General features: G+C 60.3%; 23 protein-coding genes. 10 read left to right on the top strand and 13 right to left on the bottom strand.

The genetic code is table 11. From position 1 onward, the window contains the following. Nucleotides 1–76 precede the first annotated feature (76 nt). A complete protein-coding gene (locus tag CRP02_RS14685) occupies nt 77–1,039 on the top strand; it encodes a nucleoside recognition domain-containing protein (protein ID WP_097101704.1) in 963 nt (320 codons plus the stop codon). Between the two features lie 117 nt (nt 1,040–1,156). On the opposite strand, the gene CRP02_RS14680 is transcribed toward CRP02_RS14685, so the two are convergent. Beyond that, nucleotides 1,157–3,178 (bottom strand): methyl-accepting chemotaxis protein, encoded by a 2,022-nt coding sequence (locus CRP02_RS14680; protein WP_097171576.1) that lies wholly within the window; start codon nt 3,176–3,178, stop codon nt 1,157–1,159. A gap of 277 nt (nt 3,179–3,455) precedes the next feature. Here CRP02_RS14680 and CRP02_RS14675 point away from each other — a divergent pair, with 277 nt between their 5' ends. Continuing rightward, the gene (locus CRP02_RS14675) at nt 3,456–4,208 is read left to right on the top strand and encodes a TlyA family RNA methyltransferase (RefSeq protein ID WP_019564205.1); all 753 of its coding nucleotides are present in this window, start codon (nt 3,456–3,458) and stop codon (nt 4,206–4,208) included. Next, a complete protein-coding gene (locus CRP02_RS14670) occupies nt 4,205–5,455 on the top strand; it encodes a class I SAM-dependent RNA methyltransferase (protein WP_097171575.1) in 1,251 nt (416 codons plus the stop codon). Before CRP02_RS14675 ends, CRP02_RS14670 begins: the two co-directional genes overlap by 4 nt. Here CRP02_RS14670 and CRP02_RS14665 read toward each other — a convergent pair whose 3' ends face one another. From CRP02_RS14665 to CRP02_RS14655, 3 genes are all read right to left on the bottom strand, one after another. Further along, nucleotides 5,456–5,770: a hypothetical protein gene (locus CRP02_RS14665; protein ID WP_065702770.1), complete on the bottom strand. Its 315-nt coding sequence runs from the start codon at nt 5,768–5,770 to the stop codon at nt 5,456–5,458. Nucleotides 5,771–5,860: 90 nt separating this feature from the next. Continuing rightward, the gene (locus CRP02_RS14660; protein ID WP_003511725.1) at nt 5,861–6,619 is read right to left on the bottom strand and encodes a crotonase/enoyl-CoA hydratase family protein; all 759 of its coding nucleotides are present in this window, start codon (nt 6,617–6,619) and stop codon (nt 5,861–5,863) included. A 10-nt stretch (nt 6,620–6,629) separates the two neighbouring features. Then, on the bottom strand, nt 6,630–8,414 hold the full coding sequence (locus CRP02_RS14655) for an acyl-CoA dehydrogenase (protein WP_097171574.1): 1,785 nt from the start codon (nt 8,412–8,414) through the stop codon (nt 6,630–6,632). A 223-nt stretch (nt 8,415–8,637) separates the two neighbouring features. On the opposite strand from CRP02_RS14655, the gene CRP02_RS14650 reads away from it, so the two are divergent. Then, on the top strand, nt 8,638–9,633 hold the full coding sequence (locus CRP02_RS14650; RefSeq protein ID WP_097171573.1) for a transporter: 996 nt from the start codon (nt 8,638–8,640) through the stop codon (nt 9,631–9,633). A 102-nt stretch (nt 9,634–9,735) separates the two neighbouring features. Here the strand turns inward: CRP02_RS14650 and CRP02_RS14645 are convergent, their stop codons facing one another. The 4 genes from CRP02_RS14645 to CRP02_RS14630 all read right to left on the bottom strand — a co-directional run bounded on the left by CRP02_RS14645 (nt 9,736) and on the right by CRP02_RS14630 (nt 13,465). Continuing rightward, nucleotides 9,736–10,260: a BA14K family protein gene (locus tag CRP02_RS14645; RefSeq protein WP_097171572.1), complete on the bottom strand. Its 525-nt coding sequence runs from the start codon at nt 10,258–10,260 to the stop codon at nt 9,736–9,738. A gap of 224 nt (nt 10,261–10,484) precedes the next feature. Next, complete coding sequence (locus CRP02_RS14640) at nt 10,485–10,949, bottom strand: BA14K family protein (RefSeq protein ID WP_065688052.1); 465 nt, start codon at nt 10,947–10,949, stop codon at nt 10,485–10,487. A 181-nt stretch (nt 10,950–11,130) separates the two neighbouring features. Beyond that, nucleotides 11,131–12,213 (bottom strand): hybrid-cluster NAD(P)-dependent oxidoreductase, encoded by a 1,083-nt coding sequence (locus CRP02_RS14635; protein WP_013635587.1) that lies wholly within the window; start codon nt 12,211–12,213, stop codon nt 11,131–11,133. A 7-nt stretch (nt 12,214–12,220) separates the two neighbouring features. Continuing rightward, nucleotides 12,221–13,465 carry an aromatic ring-hydroxylating oxygenase subunit alpha gene (locus CRP02_RS14630; RefSeq protein WP_003511714.1) on the bottom strand — a complete coding sequence of 415 codons (1,245 nt, stop codon included), beginning with the start codon at nt 13,463–13,465 and terminating at the stop codon, nt 12,221–12,223. A gap of 332 nt (nt 13,466–13,797) precedes the next feature. Here CRP02_RS14630 and CRP02_RS14625 point away from each other — a divergent pair, with 332 nt between their 5' ends. The 3 genes from CRP02_RS14625 (at nt 13,798) to CRP02_RS14615 (ending at nt 16,930) form a co-directional block, all read left to right on the top strand. Then, complete coding sequence (locus CRP02_RS14625) at nt 13,798–14,406, top strand: DUF6656 family protein (RefSeq protein WP_097171571.1); 609 nt, start codon at nt 13,798–13,800, stop codon at nt 14,404–14,406. Between the two features lie 64 nt (nt 14,407–14,470). Continuing rightward, complete coding sequence (locus CRP02_RS14620) at nt 14,471–15,448, top strand: L-threonylcarbamoyladenylate synthase (RefSeq protein WP_097171570.1); 978 nt, start codon at nt 14,471–14,473, stop codon at nt 15,446–15,448. A 48-nt stretch (nt 15,449–15,496) separates the two neighbouring features. Further along, nucleotides 15,497–16,930, top strand: a complete 1,434-nt coding sequence (locus CRP02_RS14615; protein WP_097171569.1) for an FAD-binding oxidoreductase — start codon at nt 15,497–15,499, stop codon at nt 16,928–16,930. A 27-nt stretch (nt 16,931–16,957) separates the two neighbouring features. Here CRP02_RS14615 and CRP02_RS14610 read toward each other — a convergent pair whose 3' ends face one another. After that, the gene (locus CRP02_RS14610) at nt 16,958–17,476 is read right to left on the bottom strand and encodes a hypothetical protein (RefSeq protein WP_003511706.1); all 519 of its coding nucleotides are present in this window, start codon (nt 17,474–17,476) and stop codon (nt 16,958–16,960) included. A gap of 289 nt (nt 17,477–17,765) precedes the next feature. On the opposite strand from CRP02_RS14610, the gene CRP02_RS14605 reads away from it, so the two are divergent. The 3 genes from CRP02_RS14605 to CRP02_RS14595 all read left to right on the top strand — a co-directional run bounded on the left by CRP02_RS14605 (nt 17,766) and on the right by CRP02_RS14595 (nt 20,742). Further along, complete coding sequence (locus CRP02_RS14605) at nt 17,766–18,923, top strand: PA0069 family radical SAM protein (protein ID WP_097171568.1); 1,158 nt, start codon at nt 17,766–17,768, stop codon at nt 18,921–18,923. A 337-nt stretch (nt 18,924–19,260) separates the two neighbouring features. Next, nucleotides 19,261–19,914, top strand: coding sequence for a ribonuclease HII (locus tag CRP02_RS14600; protein ID WP_097101681.1), 654 nt, complete (start codon nt 19,261–19,263; stop codon nt 19,912–19,914). A gap of 138 nt (nt 19,915–20,052) precedes the next feature. Further along, nucleotides 20,053–20,742 carry a hypothetical protein gene (locus CRP02_RS14595; RefSeq protein ID WP_003511701.1) on the top strand — a complete coding sequence of 230 codons (690 nt, stop codon included), beginning with the start codon at nt 20,053–20,055 and terminating at the stop codon, nt 20,740–20,742. Nucleotides 20,743–20,963: 221 nt separating this feature from the next. Here the strand turns inward: CRP02_RS14595 and CRP02_RS14590 are convergent, their stop codons facing one another. From CRP02_RS14590 to CRP02_RS14575, 4 genes are all read right to left on the bottom strand, one after another. Then, nucleotides 20,964–21,449, bottom strand: coding sequence for a F0F1 ATP synthase subunit B (locus CRP02_RS14590; protein WP_003511699.1), 486 nt, complete (start codon nt 21,447–21,449; stop codon nt 20,964–20,966). A 1-nt stretch (nt 21,450) separates the two neighbouring features. After that, complete coding sequence (locus CRP02_RS14585) at nt 21,451–22,092, bottom strand: F0F1 ATP synthase subunit B (RefSeq protein ID WP_003511698.1); 642 nt, start codon at nt 22,090–22,092, stop codon at nt 21,451–21,453. An 81-nt stretch (nt 22,093–22,173) separates the two neighbouring features. Then, complete coding sequence (locus CRP02_RS14580) at nt 22,174–22,401, bottom strand: F0F1 ATP synthase subunit C (protein ID WP_003494147.1); 228 nt, start codon at nt 22,399–22,401, stop codon at nt 22,174–22,176. Between the two features lie 73 nt (nt 22,402–22,474). Then, nucleotides 22,475–23,224 (bottom strand): F0F1 ATP synthase subunit A, encoded by a 750-nt coding sequence (locus CRP02_RS14575; RefSeq protein ID WP_003511697.1) that lies wholly within the window; start codon nt 23,222–23,224, stop codon nt 22,475–22,477. Nucleotides 23,225–23,263: the final 39 nt, after the last annotated feature.

Below are 23,263 nucleotides of genomic sequence, written 5' to 3'. Positions count from 1 at the left end.
AAAAACGCAATCTTTGACCGCAAATGCGAACCGGCTCGGGCTAGTGGATTGGAACAACCTTGAAGGAGAGTCTCGGATGCCATTCCTGATGCCCGTCTGGCGCAAGACGCTGGAAACGCTAGAAATTTATTGGGTGCTCGTCCGGATCACGGTTCCAATCGCTATCCTGACCGAGATATTATCGAGGATGGGCGCGATCGAGGCGGTTGCTCCTGCCTTTGCGCCGGTCATGAACCTGATCGGGCTTCCGCCAGAGCTGGGTCTGGCGTGGTTGACGGGAATGCTGGTGGGAATATGGGGCGCGGTGCCGTTGGTTTTCACGCTCGTTCCCGTATCTTCACTTGATGTGGCGGATATAACGGTTTTTTCGGCCCTCATTCTGTTCGCACACGGCCTGCCCATCGAACAGAAGATCATTGAAAAGGCTGGCCCCGGAATAGTCGCTACGACGCTGCTGCGCATCGCTGGCGGATTGCTTTATGCGTTTCTGCTACATCATCTTCTGGAGGCGACGGGGTGGCTTTCGGCTCCGGTAAACCCCGCCTGGAGCGCCATGAGCGCCACACCCGACTGGGTGGATTATTTTTGGGGCCTTGGTGAAACCATGCTCTTCATGCTCGTCATCCTTCTCGCCCTGTCCTTTGGCCTTGAAATCCTGAAGCTGACCGGGCTGATGAAATTGATGATGAAAGCGCTTTCGCCGGTGTTGCGTCTTGCCGGCATTCGCGGCGAGGCCGAACATCTCACCGCAATCGGATTGTTCCTGGGGATTTCCTACGGGGCCGGTCTTCTGATCCGCGAGGCGCGATCGGGAACCATATCGGCGCGTCAGGTCTTTCTGTCATGCGTGTTCATGGGCTTTGCGCATAGCGTGATTGAGGACACCATAGTCGTGATGTCTCTAGGCGCCGATATCTATGGCGTCCTCGCCGGACGGCTCGTTTTCGCCATTGCGGCAACCGCCGTCATTGCTGCCCTGATTCACCGTCTATCCAATAAGGCATTTTTCGCGCGGATGTTCAGGCTACAGGGCACATAGGCGAAGAGGGCCTGCACTTCGGTTGATCGGCCATGGATATTGGGCGTGAGAAAACTTGTCGCAAAAAGGGGACTTCGCAGGCCCCCTTTTTTCATTTCAAGGTCCTGATCGTTCCGTTCAAAACTCCGTCCAGTCCTGATCCTTGGCAGCCGGCGCTTCCGCTTTGCCGCCGAAGGCGCGGGCGAGGCTTTGGCCAAGGGCGCGGGCGGGTGAAGCGACCGGCCTTGCGGTTGTGGAGGCAGGCTTCACTGCGGCTTTTCTGACTGGTGCGGCGGGTGCGGACTGGTAGACAGGCTTCACTGAGGACTGGCGAGGAGCAGAATATCCGCCGGCGCCGGCAACGGCACCGCGAACGCCGCCCACCTTGAACTGGCCGAGCAGGCTATTGAGCGCTTCCGCTTCACGGGCGAGCGAATGGCTGGCAGCGGTCTGCTGCTCAACCATTGCAGCATTCTGCTGCGTGCCCTGATCCATGGTGTTCACGGCCGTGTTGATTTCCTGCAGACCAGTCGCCTGTTCGCGGGCAGCGACGACGATGGCGCTGACATGGGCGTTGATCTCCTCGACTTCTGCCACGATGAGTTCGAGCGCCTTGCCGGTCTCGTCGACGAGGTTGACGCCGTTTTCCACCTGCTGGCTGGAAGCGCCGATCAGCGTCTTGATTTCCTTTGCGGCATTGGCGGAACGCTGGGCGAGTTCACGCACTTCCTGCGCGACGACGGCAAAGCCCTTGCCCGCATCACCCGCACGGGCGGCTTCGACGCCTGCGTTCAGCGCAAGCAGGTTGGTCTGGAAAGCGATATCGTCGATGACGCCGATGATATTGCCGATTTCGCCTGATGATTTTTCGATCTCGCGCATGGCGGCAACCGCCTTGCGGACCACGACGCCGGATTTTTCCGCTCCGCTGCGGGCACGCTGAACCAGATTGCCGGCGTCCTCAGCACCCCTTGCGCTGTCACGCACCGTGGTGGTGACTTCTTCCAGTGCTGCGGCGGTTTCCTCGATGGAAGCAGCCTGCTGTTCGGTGCGGCGCGACAGGTCGTCGGCAGCAGAGAGCATTTCCGAAGCCCCGGCATTGATTGCAGCGGCATTCTCGCCAACTGCGCGCATGGCCTGCTGCAGCTTTTCGACAGCGCTGTTGAAGTCGATACGGATGGGATCGATGTAGGGGGCGAACGGCGTTTCGATACGGTAGGCGAGATCGCCTTCCGCCAGAGCCGCAAGACCCTTGCCAAGCTCGTCACGCGCAAGGGCGTTGGCGGCTTCGTCCTGGGCCTTCTCTTCTTCGTTGCGGCGGCGCTCGGTCTCGGTTGCGGAGCGCATGCGCTCGGTTTCGCCGGCAAGGCGGGATTTTTCCAGCCCGGCTTCCTTGAAGACGAGAACGGCTTTCGCCATTTTGCCGACTTCATCCTTGCGGTCGAGAGCCGGAACTTCCGTGGTCATATCGCCGTCGGCAAGCCTGCTCATAGCCGCCGTCATACCGACGATCGGCGTGACGATGGAGCGCGACAGCGCCCAGATGAGGGCCACAGCAAGAAGACCGGCAACCGCGCCGCCACCCAGAAGTGCGAGCTTGAGGTTGAGTGCGGCAGCATCCTGCTGTGCGGCGTAGCTTGCCGACAAGCCATTCAGCTGGTCCTTGATCTTGGCGGCGGAGGCGCGGAAACCGTCGAGCTGACCCTTGGCCTGATTGCGACCGATCTCGATGATTTCGGAAATCGGTGCTTCGGTCGTCTTGCGGGCGGCAAGCTGCGGTTCCGCCAGTTCCTTGAAGAACACGGTGGCGGATGCCTGCATGTCATCGATGGATTTCAGAATGTCCGGCTGGCCGGCGGCAAGCGCACGGGCTTCACCAAGCTTCTTCAGCATCAGATCGCGCTGGGCGAAAACATCGTTGTAGGTGCTGTCGCTGCGAAACAGCAGAAAGCCGCGCTGGTTGACGGCCTGTTCCAGCATTGCGGCCGTCGCACCGTCAACCGCATGCAGGATTTTGTTGGCCTTGTTGTTCTGGACCGTGACGTGCTCGCTCCCCAGCGTCTGCCAGAAGACCACCGCCGAGGCGAGCAGGCAAACGCCCATCAAGACGCAGAAGGTGACAATGAGCTTAATGTTGATGGGGAAATTTTTTAGCGACATCGCAAACTCTCTCGGCGACCTGATGCCACGGAGCAAGCGTCTGCGCTGCAACGGTCGCAATTTTGGGAATGGGAGGAGATGCCGTCATGGCAGGTTCCGACTGGCCGCACGGGCCTTGCAGACAAAGTGCAATACAAGCCTTTATATTGGATTAATCGCATATGCTGTTTAACGACCACGAAACGACCCTGCGCTGCGGCAAATGGTGCCGTTGCGAAGCCTTGCGCGCGATAAATCGCTTGCATCTGCGGGGTTTGGCGGTCATTGACACGGGACCATGTCCAAAACACCTGAAAATGAACGGCTTGACCAGCTTCTTGTTTCGCTCGGCCACTTTGCCAGCCGCTCGCGTGCGCGCGATGCGATTGCGCGCGGCACCGTGAGCGTCAACGGGAAAACGGCCACAAAGCCCAGCCAAACCGTTGCCGGAAACGTTAAGATCGCCATTACCGATCCGGCGCAGGCCTATGTTTCCCGCGCCGCCCTCAAGCTCACCGCCGCGCTCGATCACTTCGGGCTCGATCCGAAGGGCCATGAATGCCTCGACGTCGGCGCCTCCACCGGCGGCTTCACCGAGGTATTGCTTCATCGCGGCGCAAAACACGTCACCTCCATCGATGTCGGCCACGGGCAGATGCATCCACGGATCGAGAACGATCCGCGCGTGACCAATCTGGAAGGGCTGAATGCGCGCTTCCTGACAACCGACGACATTGATGACCGGTCCGTGGACTTCATCGTCTCCGACGTGTCCTTCATCTCCATAAAGCTCGCCCTTGCCCCGGCACTCGCACTTGCCGCCTCCGGCGCGCAAGCGGTTCTGCTGGTCAAGCCGCAATTCGAGGCAGGCCGTGATGCCATCAGCAAGGCAGGGCTGTTGAAAGAGCCGGAAACGGCGCCTGCCGTTGCTGCCGAACTGGAACGCTGGCTCGTTGAAGACATGGGCTGGAAGAGCCTCGGTCTCATCCCCTCGCCGATTTCCGGCGGCGATGGCAATATCGAATTTCTTCTCGGAGGCGAAAAGCCATGAGCACGCAGACCGTCAGCATCAAGAGCCTTGGCGCCCAGGGCGACGGCATTGCGCACTGTCCCGACGGCCCGGTCTATGTGCCCTTCGCCCTGCCCGGCGAAACGGTGGCGATCGCCAGGGTCAAGGATACCGGCACCATCATCTCGATTGCGGAAGCCTCCACGGATCGCCGCGAACCCGTGTGCCGCCACTTCGGCCCCGAGGGCGTTAACGGCACCTGCGGCGGCTGTTCGCTGCAGCATTTTGCCGACCAGCCCTACCACGCCTTCAAGCGGGAGCTGGTGGTCTCGGCGCTGAGATCGAAAGGCCTGACGCCGCCAGTAGACGATCTAGTCATCTGTCGCCCCGGCGAGCGCCGCCGCGCGGTGTTTGCTGCCCGCAAGACGGAAAAGGGCCTGCTGCTCGGCTTCAACCAGGCAAACAGCCATCACATCGTCGCCATCGAGGAATGTCCCGTCACCTCGCCCGGTATCGTCGCGCGGCTGGACGCCGTGCGCGCAATCGGCCTTTCCCTTGCGTCGAATGCCGAACCGTTCCGCATGACCGTTCTTGAAACGCTTTCGGGCCTCGACATTTCCGTCGAAGGCATCAAATCCGTCGGCGACAAACAGCGGCGCACATTGACGGAAACGGTGCTGGCAATGCGTGGCATCGCCCGTGTCGCGCTATCAGGCGAAATCCTGATCGAACCGCAAAAGCCGATCATCGAATTCGGCGGCATTCCGGTTTCCCCACCGGCCGGCGGTTTCACGCAGGCAACCAAACAGGCCGAAGACGCCATGGCGGAACTGGTGCTTGCCCATGTTGGCAAATCCAAACGCATCGCCGATCTCTTCTGCGGTTCCGGCACGTTTGCGCTGCGGCTTGCGCGCGTCGGCCGCGTGCATGCGGTTGAGGCAGAGGACAAGCCGCTGAAAGCGCTCGATTTCGCCGCGCGCAACACGCAGGGCCTGAAACCCGTCAGCATAGAAAAGCGTGATCTTTTCCGCCGGCCGTTGATGACGAGCGAAATGAAGAATTACGATGCCGTGGTGTTGGATCCGCCGCGCGCCGGTGCGGAAGTCCAGTGCAAGGAACTTGCGCGCAGCGCGGTGAAGAAAATCGTCGCCGTCAGCTGCAATCCGCTGACGCTTGCGCGCGACCTCGCCATTCTGGTGGAGGGCGGCTATCGCGTCACGCGCGTCACGCCGGTCGACCAGTTCTTGTGGTCGCCGCATGTGGAAGCGGTGGCGACGCTGGAGAAATAATCACCAGGCGGTGTCAACAGTGCCGTTGCCGACCACGCCCGAGCAACGGCAGGCGCCGCCAACGCGGCCCTGTTCGATGGGGCAGACATAGGGCCGACGACGATTGGCGCTGTCCGGTGGAGTGATGACGCAAACAAAACGCGCGCGGCGCTGGCGATCGCGGGAATTGCCGGAGTAATAATTCGGGCTGTCCTCTTGCGTGGACTGCGCCAGAATGACGTTATTGCTCGAACCCGGCAAAGGCACGGTCGCCGCCGCCTCTGCGACAGTCGCAGCGGAGAGGAGGACGGTCAGGGCGAAAACAAAGTGACGCATAGCGGGTGGCCTTCGAAGGATGACGTTGCGTTATCTAACCCCAGCCATATTACCCGGTTCCTTAACCGCAAGGAATTCCTGCCGGAACGCTTAACGCCGCATGAATGCCTCGAAAGCGGCCCGCGCCTCGGCACTCTGCAATTGCGCGGTGAAATGGCGGGCTTCCTCATCGATGCGGGCCAGCACATCTGCCGGATTGCCGCGCACGAGATCGCGGGCAATCTTCAGCGCCTGCTGCGGCTTGGCGGCAAGCCGCGTGGCAAGCGCCAGCGTTTCGCTTTCGACATGTTCCGGCGCCACGACTTTCCAGATCATTCCGGCCTGCAAGGCCTGTTCGGCGGTAAAACCTTCGCCCATGGCCAGCAGGGCAAAGGCGCGCTGATGGCCGATGAGCTTTGGCGCAAGCAGGCTGGACGCGGCTTCCGGCACCAGCGCCAGATCCACAAACGGCGTCTTGAACAGGCTGCGGTTGGAGGCAACGGTCAGATCGCAATGCAGGTTCAGCGTCGTGCCGATGCCGATGGCCAACCCATCGACGCCCGAAACCAGCGGCTTTTCGAAGGTTGCCAGCGCCTTCAGAAGATCGAGCACCGCGAGCTTGCCCTTTGCGCCAGACATGGCGAAGGCAAGAAAATCGGCCATGTCATTGCCGGCGGAAAAGCAGCCTTCCGTACCCAGAAACGCGACGACACGGATATCCGGGTCCGCATTGGCGGCCTTCAGAGCCTCTGCCATGCGCAGATACATTGCATCGGTGATGGCGTTTTTCTTTTCCGGCCGGTTGAAGCGGATGGTCAGAACGTCAGGCGCATGACTGACCCGCTCGACGAGAATATGGTCGTCCGACATGGTTTTCTCCTTAACCCAGCACGGCGCGGGCGGCGGCGAGACTTGCTGCACCGGCAATGACGCGATCCCTAAGCGCTGCCGTTTCCGCCAGCAGGTTTTCCGCCGCAAACCGGCAGAGCGATGCGCGATGCGCTCCCCTGCCGTCATCCACCTGGGCCAGGGCGCCCTTGGCAAGATAAGCTCCGGTGAGCGCCAGCCCGAAGAGGCGCTGATAGGGCGTGGCACCGGCGAGCGCGGTTTCGGTTTCGCCCGCTTTCAGGCGTTCCAGCAACCAGTCAGTCGCCGTTTCGAGATCGGTGAGACTCGTTTCGAGATAACGGGCAGTCTCGCCGAGATCGCTGCGGTTCGAGGCAGCCGTTCGGGCGACGATTTCACGCAGTTCTGCGATGAAACCGCGCACCTGTGCGCCATCGGAAAGCGGCAGCTTGCGCACCACCAGGTCGATCGCCTGAATGCCGTTGGTGCCTTCGTAGATCGGCGCGATGCGGGCATCGCGCAGGTAACGCGCCGCACCGGTTTCCTCGATGAAGCCCATGCCGCCATGCACCTGAATGCCCATGGAAGCGACATCGACACCGGCATCGGTGGAGAAGGACTTGGCGATTGGCGTTAAAAGAGCTGCGCGTTCCTGCCAGTGGGCGCGTTCAGCCACGTCCTCGGCGGCATGCGCCATATCGATGGCGTGGGCGCAGTTGAAGGAGATGGCGCGCGCACCTTGCGTCAGCGCTTTCATCGTCAACAGCGTGCGGGCGATATCGGGATGCTCGATGATCGGGCTCATGCCGGAACCCTGCCAGCCGGGCGCCTTGCCCTGCGTGCGTTCCCTGGCGTATTCGATTGCCTTCTGTGTCGCCGCCTCGCAGATCGCCACGCCCTGCATGCCAACGGCAAGGCGGGCGTTGTTCATCATGGTGAACATGCAGGCGAGACCCTTGTTCTCCTCGCCGATCAGCCAGCCCAAGGCACCCTTCTCTTCGCCAAACTTTCCGTCCCCGAAGATCATCGTGCAGGTGGGCGAACCGTGAATGCCGAGCTTGTGCTCCAGCGAATGGCAGAAGACGTCGTTGCGGCTGCCCGGCTTGCCATCGTCTTCGGGCAGGAATTTCGGCACGAGGAACAGCGAAATTCCGCGCGTGCCGGCCGGCGCATCCGGCAGGCGGGCAAGAACGAGGTGGATGATATTGTCCGCGGCGTCATGTTCGCCCCAGGTGATAAAAATCTTCTGCCCGAAAATGCGGTAGGTGCCGTCACCATTACGCTCGGCACGGGTTTTCAGCACGCCAAGGTCCGATCCCGCATGCGGTTCGGTGAGGTTCATCGTGCCGGTCCATTCGCCGGAGACGAGTTTGGGAAGGTACAGGCGCTTCAGGTCGTTGCTACCGTGGGCAACGAGAGCTTCCACCGCGCCCATGGTGAGCGTCGGCGCAAGCGCGAAAGCCATGGAACCGGAATTCCACATTTCGAGTGCGGCGACATTCAGCATATGCGGCAGGTTCTGGCCGCCGAATTCTTCCGGTGCGGTGAGGCTGTTCCAGCCGGCCTCAGCCCAGCGCCGGTAAAGATCGGCCCAGCCGTCCGGCGTTGAGACCTTGCCGTCGCTCAGCCGCGCGCCCTGGCGGTCGCCTATATCGGCAAGCGGCGCGACCTGCTCGGTGGCGAAACGGCCGGCCTCCTGTAATATGGCATCGACCACATCTTCACCGAGGTCTCCCAGAGCACCCCTGGACAACGCGTCTTGCAGACCCGCCACATGTTTGAGTGTAAAGGCGATATCATCCACCGGCGCGGTATACATGCTGCCTCCTCCCGAAGCTCTTGCCTATCGTGCTGTTGCTTTCGGGCTAAATGATTTTTACGTAAACGTCAATTTGAAAATTCCCGCCTTTTCAGCGGGATTGTTATAAAACTGTCATATGAATTTGCTCAGCATGCGCTGACAGGTGCCGTGCCTCCGCTGCCGCTTCCGTCTTGGGGCGACGGACGCCTCCCCTCCCTTCCCGCCGGTCAGGACTGCCACGATGGATCTCATAACACCCGCTATCCCCGGCCTTGTCTGGGCCTATCAATTCCATCCCGGAACGGCGCCGTGCAGGCGGCTTGCGCCCGATGCGGGCTTTGGCGAGATGGCGCAATGCGAGGGCTTCTTCTGGCTGCACCTCAATCTCGCGGATCAGCGGGTGGCGGGCTTTCTCGAAACGATCGACGGTCTCGATCCGGCAGCGCTGGCAAGCCTCACCACCCATGAAACCCATCCATCCATCACGGTGGATGAAAAGTCACTTTATGGGACGCTGGTCGATTTCCAGCGCGAGTTCGATCAGGAAACGCGTGATTTCGGTTGGCTGCATTTCGCGGTCAGCGACCGTTTCATCATCACCACCCGCCTGCAACCGTTGCGCTCAGTGGACCGGCTGAAAGCGGCAGTCGACAAGAATTCCAACCGCTACCTCACGCCGGCCCATGTCTTCGAAGGCCTCGTCGCGGAATTCCAGCGTTCGCTGATCAGCCTGGTGATGGAAACGACCGAAGAGCTGAACGCCATCGAGGACCTGGTCTATGACAGCGAAAACCGCGACGAGCGGCGGCGTCTTGCGCCGCTCAGGCGCACGGTCGTTCGCCTCCACCGGCATCTGCGCACGGTGCTCACCCTGATGCGGCGGGCGTCTGCCGCCGATGAGGACGAGATGCCTGACGGTTTCGAGGATGTCGCCTCGCGGCTGATGGGCCGCCTCGAGGCCGTCGATCACGATGTCTATGCCCTTCAGGAACGCGCAAGGCTGCTGCACGAGGAAATCGATTCCAAACTCTCGTCCGAAACCAACCGGCATCTTTATATCCTGTCGCTGATGACGGCATTCCTGCTGCCGCCATCGCTGGTCACCGGCTTCTTCGGCATGAACACGGATGAGTTGCCATTTACGGTCGGCACCGGCGGCACGATGGCGGCCAGCATCTTCATCGTGATTTCGGTTATGCTTGCCTGGTACGTGCTGAAGCGGGCGCGCATTCTGTGAAAACAAAAAGCCGCCCGTATCCGGGCGGCTCGTAGTAACTATCAGGCTGGTCAATCCCTACTCCGTCTTGCCGGATCAAGGCCGGATGACGGAGTAGTGCTATCAGCTGTAAGGCGAATAGCAGGGCTGGCGTGGGCCATTGTAGGGCTGGAACGTGTTGCTATAGGCATCGTAGGACCGATACCGGCCATAGCACCAGTTCACATGCGCCTGGCTCATGCCGGCACGACGGACCGGACGATATTCGCGGTATACCGGGCGCGGGCGATATTCCGGAACCGGACGGTAGACTTCCCGCGGCTGCGACAGTGCGCCGCCGATGATCGCGCCCGTCGCAAAGGCTGCGAGCGGGAACCAGTAACCGTCGTGGTGACGATAACCCGGGCGGTAGTCGCGATAACCGCGATGGCCGCCGTACCAGCCGCGGCGTTCGCCGCCCCAGCCGCCACGATTGTCACGATCGCGCCAGTATTGCACATTGACGATATTCTTGCTGGCATCGTTACCCAGGGTCTCGACACTCTTCGGCGCCATCAGCAATGGCATTGCCTCAGCGGGAACAATCGCTCCTGCAACCACGATTGCAGAAAGACCGACAGCCAGGATATTCTTCACATAGCTTCTCATCTGACTTCCTCCATTCACGACGGTCGACAGGCCGTTGCACGTGAATAATAACACCTTTTTCTTTTTATCCAGCCAGTTTGTCGGTGCTGGCTGGAACATCACAGGTTGCAGGCTAGGCGCTTTCGCCTGAACCCAGCATTAACGGCGTTGTCACGCTTCGGTTACCGAAACTCGCCACCTGAAAGCAAAAGCCCGGATCAGACCCGGGCTTTCGAAAGGCGTGCTTAACGGCTGTAGGGAGATACGCATACGCGACGCGGACCGCTGTTTGGCTGGTAGCTGTTATCGTAAGCGCGGTACGAGCGCCAACGGTTCTGGCACCACGAAACATGACTGCCGCCATAAGCCGGTCTCGGCTGCGCCATGGCACCGCCAATGATTGCGCCAGTGGCGAAGGCCGCCAGCGGGAACCACATTCCGTTGTGATAGCGGTAGCCCGGACGGCGGTCGCGATAGCCACGATGGCCGTTATAATATCCGTCCCGCGACGGGCGCGGACGATACATACGGTCGCCGTATCTGCGGTCACCTCTGCGGTCCCATTCACGGTACTGCACCGGCACTACATTCTCGGTTGAGATTGCCGGCTTCGCCATCGGAACAGGCGCCTGGAACGCCTGCGACGGCGTGAAGCTTGTCAGGAACAGGACAACCGCCGTAGCGACGCTCGTCGTGCGGAAATTCATCATGATCTTTCCTCCGTTTGCTGTAGCGCGTTGAACCGCGCTTTCTAACTACTCGGTCTTGTCGGAGGTAGGGGCAGCCCCATTGAAACACCCGAAAAGAATTCGATGACGTGCAAACGAGTTTTAAGACCTTTGGTTCCGGTTCAAAAATAGATTCCCGCATAAGACGCAGGATTTCGTGCGCTCAGGCTTCCACCTTCACGTCGGTCAACGGCCGCGAGCAGCAGGCGAGAATATAGCCTTCATCGATTTCGTCATCGAGAATGCCGCCATTGTGGTTCATCTCCACCTCGCCGGAGAGCTTCAGCACCCGGCAGGTGCCGCAAATTCCCGATTCGCAGGCGGCACCGATGCGCACACCGGCGGCGCGCGCCGTCATCAGAACGGTCTGGCCGGGCTGGCACGGTACTTCCTTGCCGGAAAGCGTGAACCCCACCATCGAGAGTGCTTCGCCATCCGCCACGGTGTGAATACTCTCGCCCACAGCAACCGGGGCGGCTGGCGAAAAGCTTTCCTGGTGGTAACGGCTCATGTCGAAGCCGGAAGCATCCAGCATGGAGCGGATGGCGGCCATGAAAGGCTCCGGTCCGCAACAGAACACCGTGCGATCCATGAAATCAGGCGACAGAAGCGCGATCTTGGCCTTGTCGACCATGCCCTTCAAGCCGGACCAGAGATCAGTGCGGCCGCAATTTTCCACGATGAAACCGAGCGACAGTTTCGGCATGAAGCGGGCAAGATATTCCAGCTCGTGACGAAACACGATATCGGATGGCGAGCGCGAGCAATTGATGAAGGCGATGTCGCTTTGCGGCGCACGGTCGCTCATGTCGCGCACCATCGACATCATCGGCGTCACGCCGGAGCCGGCCGAGATGAAAAGATATTTGTCGCCGGGATGCCGGACATAAGAGAAATCGCCGAGGGGGCCGAGTGCCCGGATTTTCATGCCGGGCTTCAGATTGTCGAACATCCAGCGCGTGCCGATGCTGGTGGCCTGCGCCTTGACCGTGACCGACAGCGCATAGGGCCGCGACGGGCTGGAGGACAATGTGTAGGTGCGGTAGAGCGGCTCCTTGCCTACCGGCAATTCCAGCGTCACGAACTGGCCCGGCAGATAACGGAACCAGTTCTGATCTTCCGACCGGAACAGGAATGTCATCACGTCAGGCGTCTCGGGCGTCACCGAAATGCATTCCAGCAGGTGGAGCTTGTCGCTCCACGGCTTCATCTCGTCTATGTGCTTGTAGGTCACAGCCATATTCATCTTCGCGTTACGCTACTGCCGAAAGGCGGGCCTTGTCGCCCGACAGCCGGTCAACCATGAAATCGGCATACCAGTTGACGAACTGCATCACGCCGCCCTCGTCTTCCATGGAATAGGGGCCGGGCTGGTAAGCGGGCGAACGGATGCCGAAGGCGTTTTCCTCGACGATGCGGCGGTCCTGATCGTTCGTTTCGTTCCAGACGTGCGTGAGATCCTCTAGATCGTAATCCACGCCTTCAACCGCATCCTTGTTCACCAGCCATTTGGTGGTGACCATGGTCTCATTGGCGTTGAGCGGCAGCACACGGAAGGAAATGGTGTGGTCGCCGAGGAAGTGGTTCCAGGTCGTCGGATAATGGAACAGAAGCAGCGCGCCGATATGGCTGATGCTGACATCATCGGAAAGCGGCCGGCGCACGGCGCGTTTTCCCGACATTGTGTAGCTTTCCGCCTCGCCGATCAGCGGCATGCGCGCAACACGGAACTGGCCTTTCGGATCGATCTTGAAGCGGCTCGGCAGGCCGGCAGCCTCGCAGCGTGCCCAGTGGCCACCGATCTCGGGATCGCTTGCACCACCGTCCGTACCCGTAACGCTCGGGTTTTCAGGATAGGTGCGGCAGAGTTCCGGATGGTTGGCGGCGCAATGGTAGCACTCGCGGTTGTTTTCCCAGACGAGCTTCCAGTTACCCTTTTCGATGATCGTGCTTTCATGCGCAACCTTGGCTTCCCAGATGCGATGCGGCGCCATGTAGCTTTCGACCTCGGCGCGCATCGGCGCGAAATCGGCGGGCTGGTCTGCCAGGCAGATGAAGACGTAACCGGCAACGGTTTCGCAGTGGACCGGCTTCAGGCCGAATTCAGCCTTGTCGAAATCATCGCCCATATGGCGGGCAAACAGCAGCTTGCCGTCCAGATCATAAGTCCACTGGTGATAGGGACAGACGAGGCGTGCGGACTGGCCCTTATGAGAAGAGCAGACGCGGGAACCGCGATGGCGACAGGAATTATGGAGGGCGCGAATCTGTCCGTCGCGACCGCGAATGATGACGACGGAATAGGCGCCGACCTGAACGGTGATGTAGTTACCGGCCTTCGGCACTTCGCAATCATGGCCGACAAACAGCCAGTCGCGGTACCAGATGGTTTCCATGTCCAGATTGAAATAATCCGGGTCCGTGTAGAAAGACTGTTCCAGGCTGAAGCCTTCGCGGCGGTTCTTCAGCTGACGCAGTACGGTATCACGTAATTCCATGGCCAAATCCTCGATCAAACCGCCCTGCCCCACACCATTTATCGGACTGCGGAAGTATGATCCCATCTAAACATCAGCGTTCATTTGCGGCAGCGCAGACAGCGACATCGGCTTCCGCATTGGCGACAAATTGCGACATGCGCCAATGGCCGTTGCACGCCATTCCGCTGCGAAATCCGGCAGCTATTCCCCGCCGGAAACCACGTCGCAATATGACGCATGATGTCGCGCGGCTCCCTCTCTACCCGTTAAAAAACGGGGGTTGTGGCGCAACGGAGTTTTAACATGCCCTAAACTATATTGCCTGATCGACAACAACGAGGGCGTTCCGGGTGGAGAAGGCGACACGCATACGTTATTTCGATGCCGGCAAACATTCGGTCACGCCGATACGTTCAAAGACCGCGCATTCGGATTTCCTGCGAACCGGGCGCATCAGCCGCTACGAAGAACGCTGGCTGCCGAGGGAACGCGTCTATTACAGCCATGACGAAGTGGCGGCGATGACAGGGCGTAAGCTCGAGGCTGCTGCCGATGCCACCCATAGCCGTCTCAATGGCTTCCACCAGTCCATCCGTTTTCCCAAGATGGTTTTCCACCATCTGCTGGATGAGCGGCCGCATCTCGGCTATTGCCATGTCACGGCAGCGAAAACCAGTTTCGACGCCGAGCGCCATGTGCTCTGGTCGTTCTATTTCGCGAATTTCTTCGCCGAGTTGAGCGGGACCGAGAACTTCTTCGAAAACATCGATGCGCGCTATTCGCGGATGTATTTCGCAGTCGCCATCAACGCGCTTCCCAACAAGAATATCGCTATCGATACCTCCTTTCATCGCGGCGGCCTGCTGTTCCAGACCCACGACCCGCGCGTAGCGCTCAAAAACGTGCTTATGCTCGGCGCCCGCTCGGACGAGATGCGCAAGATCATCAAGGCAATATAAAAGCCACGATAGCGCTTTCCATAAGGCCCTGAAATACGCTATTGACGCCCTGAAAGGCAGCATCATGGCGCGTCATATCGATATCGAAAACGAGCGGGAAACCGCCTTGCAGGCGGCCGTCGAGGAGCTTTCCCGCGGCCAGCCAATCGCCCTGCCCACGGAAACCGTCTACGGCCTTGCTGCGGACGCCACCGATGCGGCGGCCATTACCCGCATTTACGAAACGAAAGGCAGGCCGCAGTTCAATCCGCTGATCTGCCATATGGCCGATATCGCCATGGCCGAACGTTATGCGGTTTTCGATGCCGTGTCGCGACGCCTTGCGGAAGCCTTCTGGCCCGGCCCGCTGACGCTGGTTCTGCCTCTGAAACCCTCAAGCGGCATTCACTCACTGGCAACGGCGGGGCTCGATACCGTCGGCATTCGCGTGCCGCAGGGTTTCGCCGGTGATCTGATCCGCCGGTTCGACAAACCTCTTGCTGCGCCCAGTGCCAATAGTTCCGGCAAGATCAGCCCCACCAGTGCGGCCCATGTCGAGGCCGATCTCGGGAACAGGATCAACCTCATTCTTGATGGCGGTGCTGCCTCCGTCGGTGTCGAATCCACCATCGTCAAGGTGGAAGACGACGGGCGGGTGCGGCTGCTTCGTCCCGGCGGCGTCGTCACCGAGGAGATCGAGCGCATCACCGGCACCCAGCTCGAACGGCCGGAAAAGGCATCAGCCGCCATCGAGGCACCCGGAATGCTCGCCTCGCATTATGCGCCCGGTGCAGCCGTTCGCCTCGACGCGACGTCCGTTTCTTCCGGCGAGGCACTGATCCGGTTCGGCGGCATCGCGGTTGAGGGACAAGAGATCGCCCGTACCGTTCTCGACCTCAGCCCTTCCGGCGATCTTGCCGAGGCGGCCGCCAATCTGTTCGATTATCTCAAAGCAGCAGATGCGAGTGGTGCCGCGACAATCGCGGTCACAACCATTCCCGCCCACGGTCTTGGAGAGGCGATCAATGACCGCCTTTCCCGCGCCGCCGCGCCGCGAGGCTGACGGTACTTCACCATTTCGCCCACCGTTTCAAATGACAGCGAGACGCCAATGACAATCGCCGCTCCCTCCTCCGACATCCTCGACCGCTTCACTGCCATTGTCGGCGAAAAGAACGCGGTACGCGACGCTGCGGAAATGGCGCCGCGTCTCGTGGAAAATCGCGGGCTTTACCATGGTGCGTCACCGCTGCTGCTCAAGCCCGGCACTGTCGAGGAGGTTGCAGCCATCCTGAAGCTCGCCAGCGAGACCGGCACGCCCATCGTGCCGCAGACCGGCAATACCGGCCTCGTGGGTGGCCAGACGCCGCGTGCTGACGGAACCGACATCATCCTCTCGCTCGAGCGAATGAACCGCATCCGCGACATCGATCCGGTCGCCAACACCATCGTTGCGGATGCCGGCTGCATTCTCGACGACATTCACAAGGCCGCATCGACCGTGGAGCGGATGTTCCCGCTGTCGCTCGGTTCGCAGGGCTCGTGCCGCATCGGCGGCAATCTGGCCACCAATGCCGGCGGCACGGCGGTGCTCGCTTATGGCAATATGCGCCAGCTTTGCCTGGGGCTTGAAGTGGTGCTGCCGACAGGTGAAATCTGGGACGGGCTTCGCCGGCTGAAAAAGGACAATACGGGTTACGATCTGCGCGATCTCTTCATCGGTTCGGAAGGCACGCTCGGCATTATCACCGGTGCGGTGCTGAAGCTTTTCCCCGTGCCGCTCGGCCATCAGGTGGGTTTTGCCGGTCTTCGATCCACCGACGATGCGTTGAAGCTGTTCGAAATGGCCTCCAACCTCTGCGGCACGGCGTTGACCGGCTTTGAGCTCATGCCGCGCATCGGCGTGGAATTCACCGCCAAACATATTCCCGGCGTGCGCGATCCGCTACAAACGCCGCATGATTGGTACGCGCTCATCGATATCTCCACCTCCGATTCGGCTGAGACGGCTGAAACGATGATGCAATCGCTGCTGGAGCGCGGTTTTTCGGCCGGGCTGGTCGAGGATGCGGTGATCGCTTCATCGGAAGCGCAGCGTCAGGCGCTCTGGCATATGCGCGAAAGCATGTCGGATGCGCAAAAGCCCGAAGGCGGGTCGATCAAGCACGACGTTTCCGTTCCGGTGTCGAAGATACCGGAATTCATGGCAACGGCGGAAAAGGCCGTTCTTGCCGCCATTCCCGGCGCCCGCGTCTGCGCCTTCGGCCATCTGGGCGATGGCAACATCCACTACAATATTTCCCAGCCGGTTGGTGCGGACAAAGCTGAATTCATCGGTCGCTGGCGGGATATGAACGAGATCGTGCACGGCATCGTGCTGTCGCTCGGCGGCTCTATTTCGGCCGAACATGGCATCGGCCAGCTGAAGCGCGACGAGCTGGCCGCGATCCGGCCCGGCATTGAAATGGACCTGATGCGGCGCATCAAACACGCCTTTGACCCTGCCGGCATCATGAACCCCGGCAAGGTGCTCACCGCCCGCTAGGGACAGCAGCTTCATCATCGTTGCAGGTTAGTTGGAAGTTCTCGCCGTCCAGGCGGGAACCAGTTCCGCATTCAGGCGGCGCGGCTTTTGCGCGTGCACGAGCTGTGTCAGGCCCATGCCGGATTTTGCGATCGCCACCGCATGTTTTTTCGGCATCAGGTAGCCGCATTCCAAGGGAGGCCGGCGGCGCACTATCCGGCTGAAAAACGGCCGCTTGTGATACCGGGACGGCGAGAAACGCGCGGGCTCGGCACAGACAGCCACATATTCGAGAATCTCTTCGATCCAGCCGCTCTGCGGACGCGCACCCGGCTCGACCAGCAGGATCCAATGCCCGCGCGCCGAGCGCATGACATCCTCAATATCCCATTGCGCATAAAAACGGCAGCCAGCGGCATCGGCGACGCGCGACGATCCATCGCGCGAACCGTGATCGAGGATCACAACGTCGCTTACCAGCCCTTCCACGGCCCCGGTTACAAGCGCAGACAGCGTATGCGCCAGTTCCGGTTCCTGATCCCGGCATTCCATTATGACTGTCAACATATGCATAGCTCTAACGCATCGCACAATAAATTGCCACTGCACTGGATGTCAGAAAATCCGCGACCGTTCAGGCTTAACTCCAGCCGACTTTCAGGTGGGATTGGCGCGAACGGCACCCCGGTGGCGGGTCGGCCAGCTATCGATTTTGCATTTTTTTGTTCTTGTAATGTTCTCATTTCTGGGGTAGGAATTTAATCATTCGAAGAGGCGATGAAACGCCGGTTCGAGTGGAAACGGTTTAGGGCGTTGGCTTGCCTTGAGAGGCGTGCGGCACCCTGGGAGCATCCAGATGAGAGACCATACGCTTTCGGGGCAGGCTGCCTTCCAGCCGAGCCATACGCCTGACATTGCCAATGCGCTGGCCGATGCGTCGGGCCTGCGCATCGAGATCGACCGTCGTCGCGGGCGTGGCGCCGGACTTAACCCGGGCGGGCGCTTCGAGGCCCTGCAGCGGGAAGTTTTCGACGATGGCTGGCAGACTCTGGAGGAGCTGCCGGAGTTCCGCACCGAAGTGCAGGTGGAAAAGCCGCGCAGCATCATCAGCCGCAACGAATCGCCTGACATCCCTTTCGACCGCTCCATCAATCCCTATCGCGGCTGCGAACATGGCTGCATCTACTGTTTCGCCCGTCCGACGCACAGCTATATGGGGCTTTCTGCCGGGCTGGATTTCGAGGCGAAGCTTTTCGCCAAGCCGGATGCGGCAAAGCTGCTCGAAAGGGAGCTGGCGAAGCCCGGCTACAAGCCGCGCGTCATTGCCATCGGCACCAATACCGACCCCTATCAGCCGATCGAGCGCGAATGGCGCATCATGCGGCAGATACTGGAAGTGCTGGCAAAGGCCGACCATCCCGTCGCCATCGTCACCAAATCGGCCCTGATCAAGCGGGATATCGATATTCTGGCGCCCATGGCCAAGAAAGGTCTCGTCAAGGTTGGTATTTCCGTGACGACGCTGGACCGCAAGCTGGCACGCAGCATGGAACCGCGCGCCGCCACGCCTGAAAAACGGCTGGAAGCCGTCAAGGCGCTGACGGATGCCGGCATTCCCGTGGCGGTGATGATGGCACCCGTCATTCCCGCACTCAACGATCATGAGATCGAACGCATTCTCGAAGCCGGCAAGGCCGCTGGCGCAACGGAGGCCTCCTATGTGCTGCTGCGGCTGCCGCTGGAGGTCAGCCCCCTCTTCCGCGACTGGCTGCTGCGCAACTATCCGGACCGCTACCGGCATGTCATGTCGCTGGTGCGCTCCATGCGCGACGGCAAGGATTACGATGCGGAATTCGGAAAACGCATGAAGGGTGCTGGTCCCTATGCATGGCAGATCGGCAGGCGTTTCGAAATGGCGACGAAACGGCTTGCCCTCATCCGCCGCGGCATTCACCTGCGCGACGATATCTTCGTGCCGCCGGGAGGTGCCGGCGTGCAATTGTCGCTGCTTTGAAAATATGAGGCCCGCTTGGCCGATCGATGGCGCAGTACGATGCGCGCAACGATAACAAGCGGTGCAGACCCATAAAGAGTGGCGGCCCTTTCCTGTTGAAGGGGCCATGCTCTTGACGAAATGCCCGGCGGGTTTTCCCTGGCCCGTCGGACATCACCCCCCGGAACCCGCCGCCTCGCGTGCGATCGTTTTTCCTCCGCCGCCCCGTTGGAGGATCAAAGGTCATGACGACCTAAGGGCACGGTTGGCCACGCCCCTTGACCCGGTTGGCCGCGCCCGTCATCGCCCGCTTCCGGGGGCTTGCAGGAGATCGGGTGTGTGTGCAAGTTTCTGCCGCATGAAACGCCGCACCGCACCCGATTCTCCTGCCCTCTTTGATCTCGCCGATACGGGCCCCGATTTCTCCTTCGAACTCGAAGCGAGGAAGAAGGGGCTTTGGCCCGTGGCCGGCACGGATGAGGCGGGCCGGGGACCTCTCGCGGGACCAGTGGTTGCGGCGGCTGTCATTCTCGATCCCGACAATATTCCTGATGGTCTTGACGATTCCAAGAAACTGACCAAGCTGAAACGGGAAAGCCTGTTTCTGCAAATCATGGAAACATCGATCGTTTCTGTCGCCTCCTCCGGCCCCGGCCTGATCGACACCATGAATATCCTGCGCGCCAGCCTCGACGCCATGCGTCGCGCCGTACTCGGCCTCGAAATCTCCCCAGCCCTCGTGCTGGCAGATGGCCGCGACAAGCCGCCGGGCATCACCTGCGAGTCAAAGGCCGTCATCAAGGGCGATTCCCGCTCCCTCTCAATCGCCGCCGCTTCGATCATCGCCAAGGTGACCCGTGACCGGATGATGGAACGGGCCGGTGTAGTGCACAGCTCCTATGGTTTCGAAGGCCATGCCGGTTACGGCACACCAGCCCACCTGCGCGCCATAGAAAGCCATGGGCCCTGCCCGCTGCACCGGATGAGTTTCCGGCCACTGAAGCAGGACTGATCGAAATCGACGATCCTGAAGCGGAGAATGCGGGCCTCGCACCGGATTTCAGCGCCCTTCCATGAGGTGACGATCTCCGTCTCCACTGGTAGAATTCTATCTCAATGCATGGACGCGCAGGGCTTTGGGAGAAGAGATTTGGATTTCATGAAACTGCTGAAGTCGCTCGAAGAACTTCTCTACGAGCTGGTTTCATGGCTCCTCTTCTATCCGCTGACAATGTGGCGATCGGTCGTCGCACCGCTCAGCATGATGCGCTACGCCGACAGCGAACTCGCGGATCGGCTTGAGGACCAGTATGACGACACACTGAGTCCGCCCCTCTTCCTCCTGATCACTCTGCTATTTTCGCAGGGTCTCTCCGCCTCCCTTCCGACCATTTACGATCCCACATTGGCCGCCCGGGAGCTTGGTTCGGGTTCGAACCTGCTCATAGCGCGTGGTGTTATATTCGGGATTTATCCGCTGTGTATGGCCGTCACGCTTCTGCGGTGGAAACGGGTAAGGATCACCCGAAACTCCCTGCGTCCGCCGTTCTTCAGCCAATGTTACGTGGCTGCGCCGTTTACATTTGTCCTGGTTCTGGGTTTCGATTTTGCATCCATGCCTCTGGAACATGGCCTTACGTTCGGGCTCGCCATTATCGCGCTCGCCACGATCTGGTATGCGCAGGCACAGATACGATGGCTGATGCAGGATCTCGGCTTGGGTATCGCGAAAGCAGGCCTGGCTTTCAGTGGCGCATTTCTGGTTGCCACAGCAGCAGCTTTTGTACTGGCGGTACTGATCGCGCTCGAGGCCAAGACAATCTATCCCGCGATTACTTAGCAAGCCTCGATAAACCGGCAGCCACGAATTGCCGGCCAGCATCCAGTCTTCAAAGACGATGCTTTTTCTCCAAAGGCCGACAGACATCGATATCGACACTCTGCAAGCCGGTGCTACAAGTGTGCACCCGCGAGCTTGCCAAGACCGCCCCCGGTTGAGGCATAAAACAAAAAACCCCTCGCGGCGGGAGCCGGAGGGGTTTTGAATAGTCCGAGATGAACTTAGTTCAGCTTCGACTTCACTTCGCCAATGGTGTTGGCGAAAAGTTTGGCCTTTGCGGCAGCGGTGGTCTTTTCGGCAATGAGCTTCTCGGAAGCTGCAATGGCGATATCCACGGCGGCGGCACGAACGGCGCCGATGGCGTCTTCTTCGGCCTGCTTGATCTTCTGTTCCGACAGGGCCGTGCGGCGGACGACGAATTCTTCCGTCTTCTGCTTGGCTTCGGCGGTCAGGGCGGCCGCTTCGCGTTCGGCAGCGGCAACGATGCCGGCTGCTTCAGCTTCGGCTTCCTTGCGCTTGCGCTGGTATTCGGCCAGCAGGTGCTGTGCCTCTTCGCGCAGACGCTTGGCTTCGGCCAGCTCGTCCTGAATGTTCTGCGCGCGCTCGTCCAGAGACTTGGAGAGCATGCCCGGAACCTTGAGATAGGCGATCAGGACGAAGAAAAGGACAAGACCGACAAGAGCGAAAAATGATGCATCAAACGCCATATCAGGCTCCCTTCACAGTCGAAGCGGCTGCAATGGCGGCCTTGACGTCGGCATCCTTGACCTTGGCGCCAACCAGCTGGTCGACGATTGCGGTCGCGGTTTCCTCGGCAATGGCGCCGACATCCGCGAATGCCTGATCCCTGATACCCGCAATGCGCTTTTCGGCGGCGGCAAGCTTCTCGGCAAGTCCGGCTTCGATAGCGACGCGGTCGGCATCGGCTTTCGCCTTGGCGGCGTCACGTGCCGCGGAGCCTATCGAGCTTGCCTTGGCGCGGGCTGCCGCGAGTTCTTTTTCATAGGTTTCGACGGCAGCGTCGGCTTCGCTTTTCAGCCGTGCCGCTTCATCGAGATCCTGTGCAATGCGCCCATGACGGTTTTCGAGAATGCCGCCGACGCGAGGAACGATGACCTTCTGCATGAGCAGGTAGAAAAGGCCGAACGTGATCGCCAGCCACAGGACCTGCGATGCATAAGTAGACTGGTCGAACGGCGGGAAAACGCCGGAAGCACCGTGTTCGGCGCCGTGCGCTACACCGGTTTCCGTGTGCGTGGCTTCCGGTTGCGGCTGGCCGACAGCCGGAGTTTCCGTATGCGTTTCACCTACGGTCGGTGCTGACTGGGCATAAGCCTCGGTCACGAACATGCTCACCTCCAGGGGGACTGCAAATGCGAAGGATCACGGCACGCAATTTGCGCGAGCCGTGATCCAGACCTGATGCCGTTATTAGACAGCGAACAGGAGAAGGAGAGCTACGAGCAGCGAGAAGATGCCCAGAGCTTCCGTAACGGCGAAGCCGAATACCAGACGGCCGAACTGGCTGTCGGCAGCAGAGGGGTTGCGCAGTGCGCCGGAGAGGTAATCACCGAAGATACGGCCGAGTGCGAGGGACGTACCAGCCATGCCGAGGCATGCGAGACCTGCGCCGATGTACTTTGCTGCTTCCGCTTCCATGTGAGACTCCTTGAGATATTGGTTGTTGCGGCTATCTTTTGGCGCCCGTTGCCGGGGCCAGCGACTTTACTTCTCAGTGACCACCATGCACGGCGTCGTTCAGGTACATGCAAGTCAGTACCGCGAACACATAAGCCTGCAGGAAGGCAACGAGAAATTCGAGAGCGGTCATTGCGACCGTCATGATGAGAGGCAGGACTGCACCGCCGATACCGAGCGCGCCGAGCGCACCCATGGAGGCGACGAAGCCTGCGAAAACCTTGAGCGTGATGTGGCCAGCCAGCATGTTCGCGAAGAGACGAACGGAAAGGCTGATCGGACGCGACAGGAACGAAATCATTTCAATTGACGCGACAAGCGGCAATAGCGCCTTCGGCACGCCAGAAGGTGCGAAGATGCCGAAGAAATGCAGACCGTGCTTGTAGAAACCGTAAACGACGACCGTGCCGATGACGAGGCAGGCAAGCGCGAAGGTGACGATGATCTGGCTGGTGACCGTGAAGAAATACGGGAACATGCCGAGAAGGTTCGCAGTCAGCACGAACATGAACAGCGAGAATACGAATGGGAAAAACACCATGCCCTTTTTGCCGGCGCCTTCGCGCAGCATGGAGGCGATGAATTCATAGGACATTTCGGCAACGGACTGCATGCGGGTCGGGATCAGACCACGGCTCGACGTTGCGAAATAAAGGAAACCGGAAGCGGCGGCCACGGTCGCGACCATGAAAAGCGACGCATTGGTGAAGGAAAAATCGACGCCGCCAATTTCGATCGGAATGATCGGCTGCACCAAGAACTGATGGGTCGGATCGTTTGCCACCGGCTGCCCTCTTTACCTGTCGCCGCTCATGGCGGCATC

The sequence above is a fragment of the Rhizobium sp. AN5 genome (genome assembly GCF_900215255.1).
GTDB classification, from domain to species: domain Bacteria; phylum Pseudomonadota; class Alphaproteobacteria; order Rhizobiales; family Rhizobiaceae; genus Agrobacterium; species Agrobacterium tumefaciens.
Note: the sequence above shows the minus strand (reverse complement) of the source record. Positions and strands in the feature narration are given on the sequence as shown.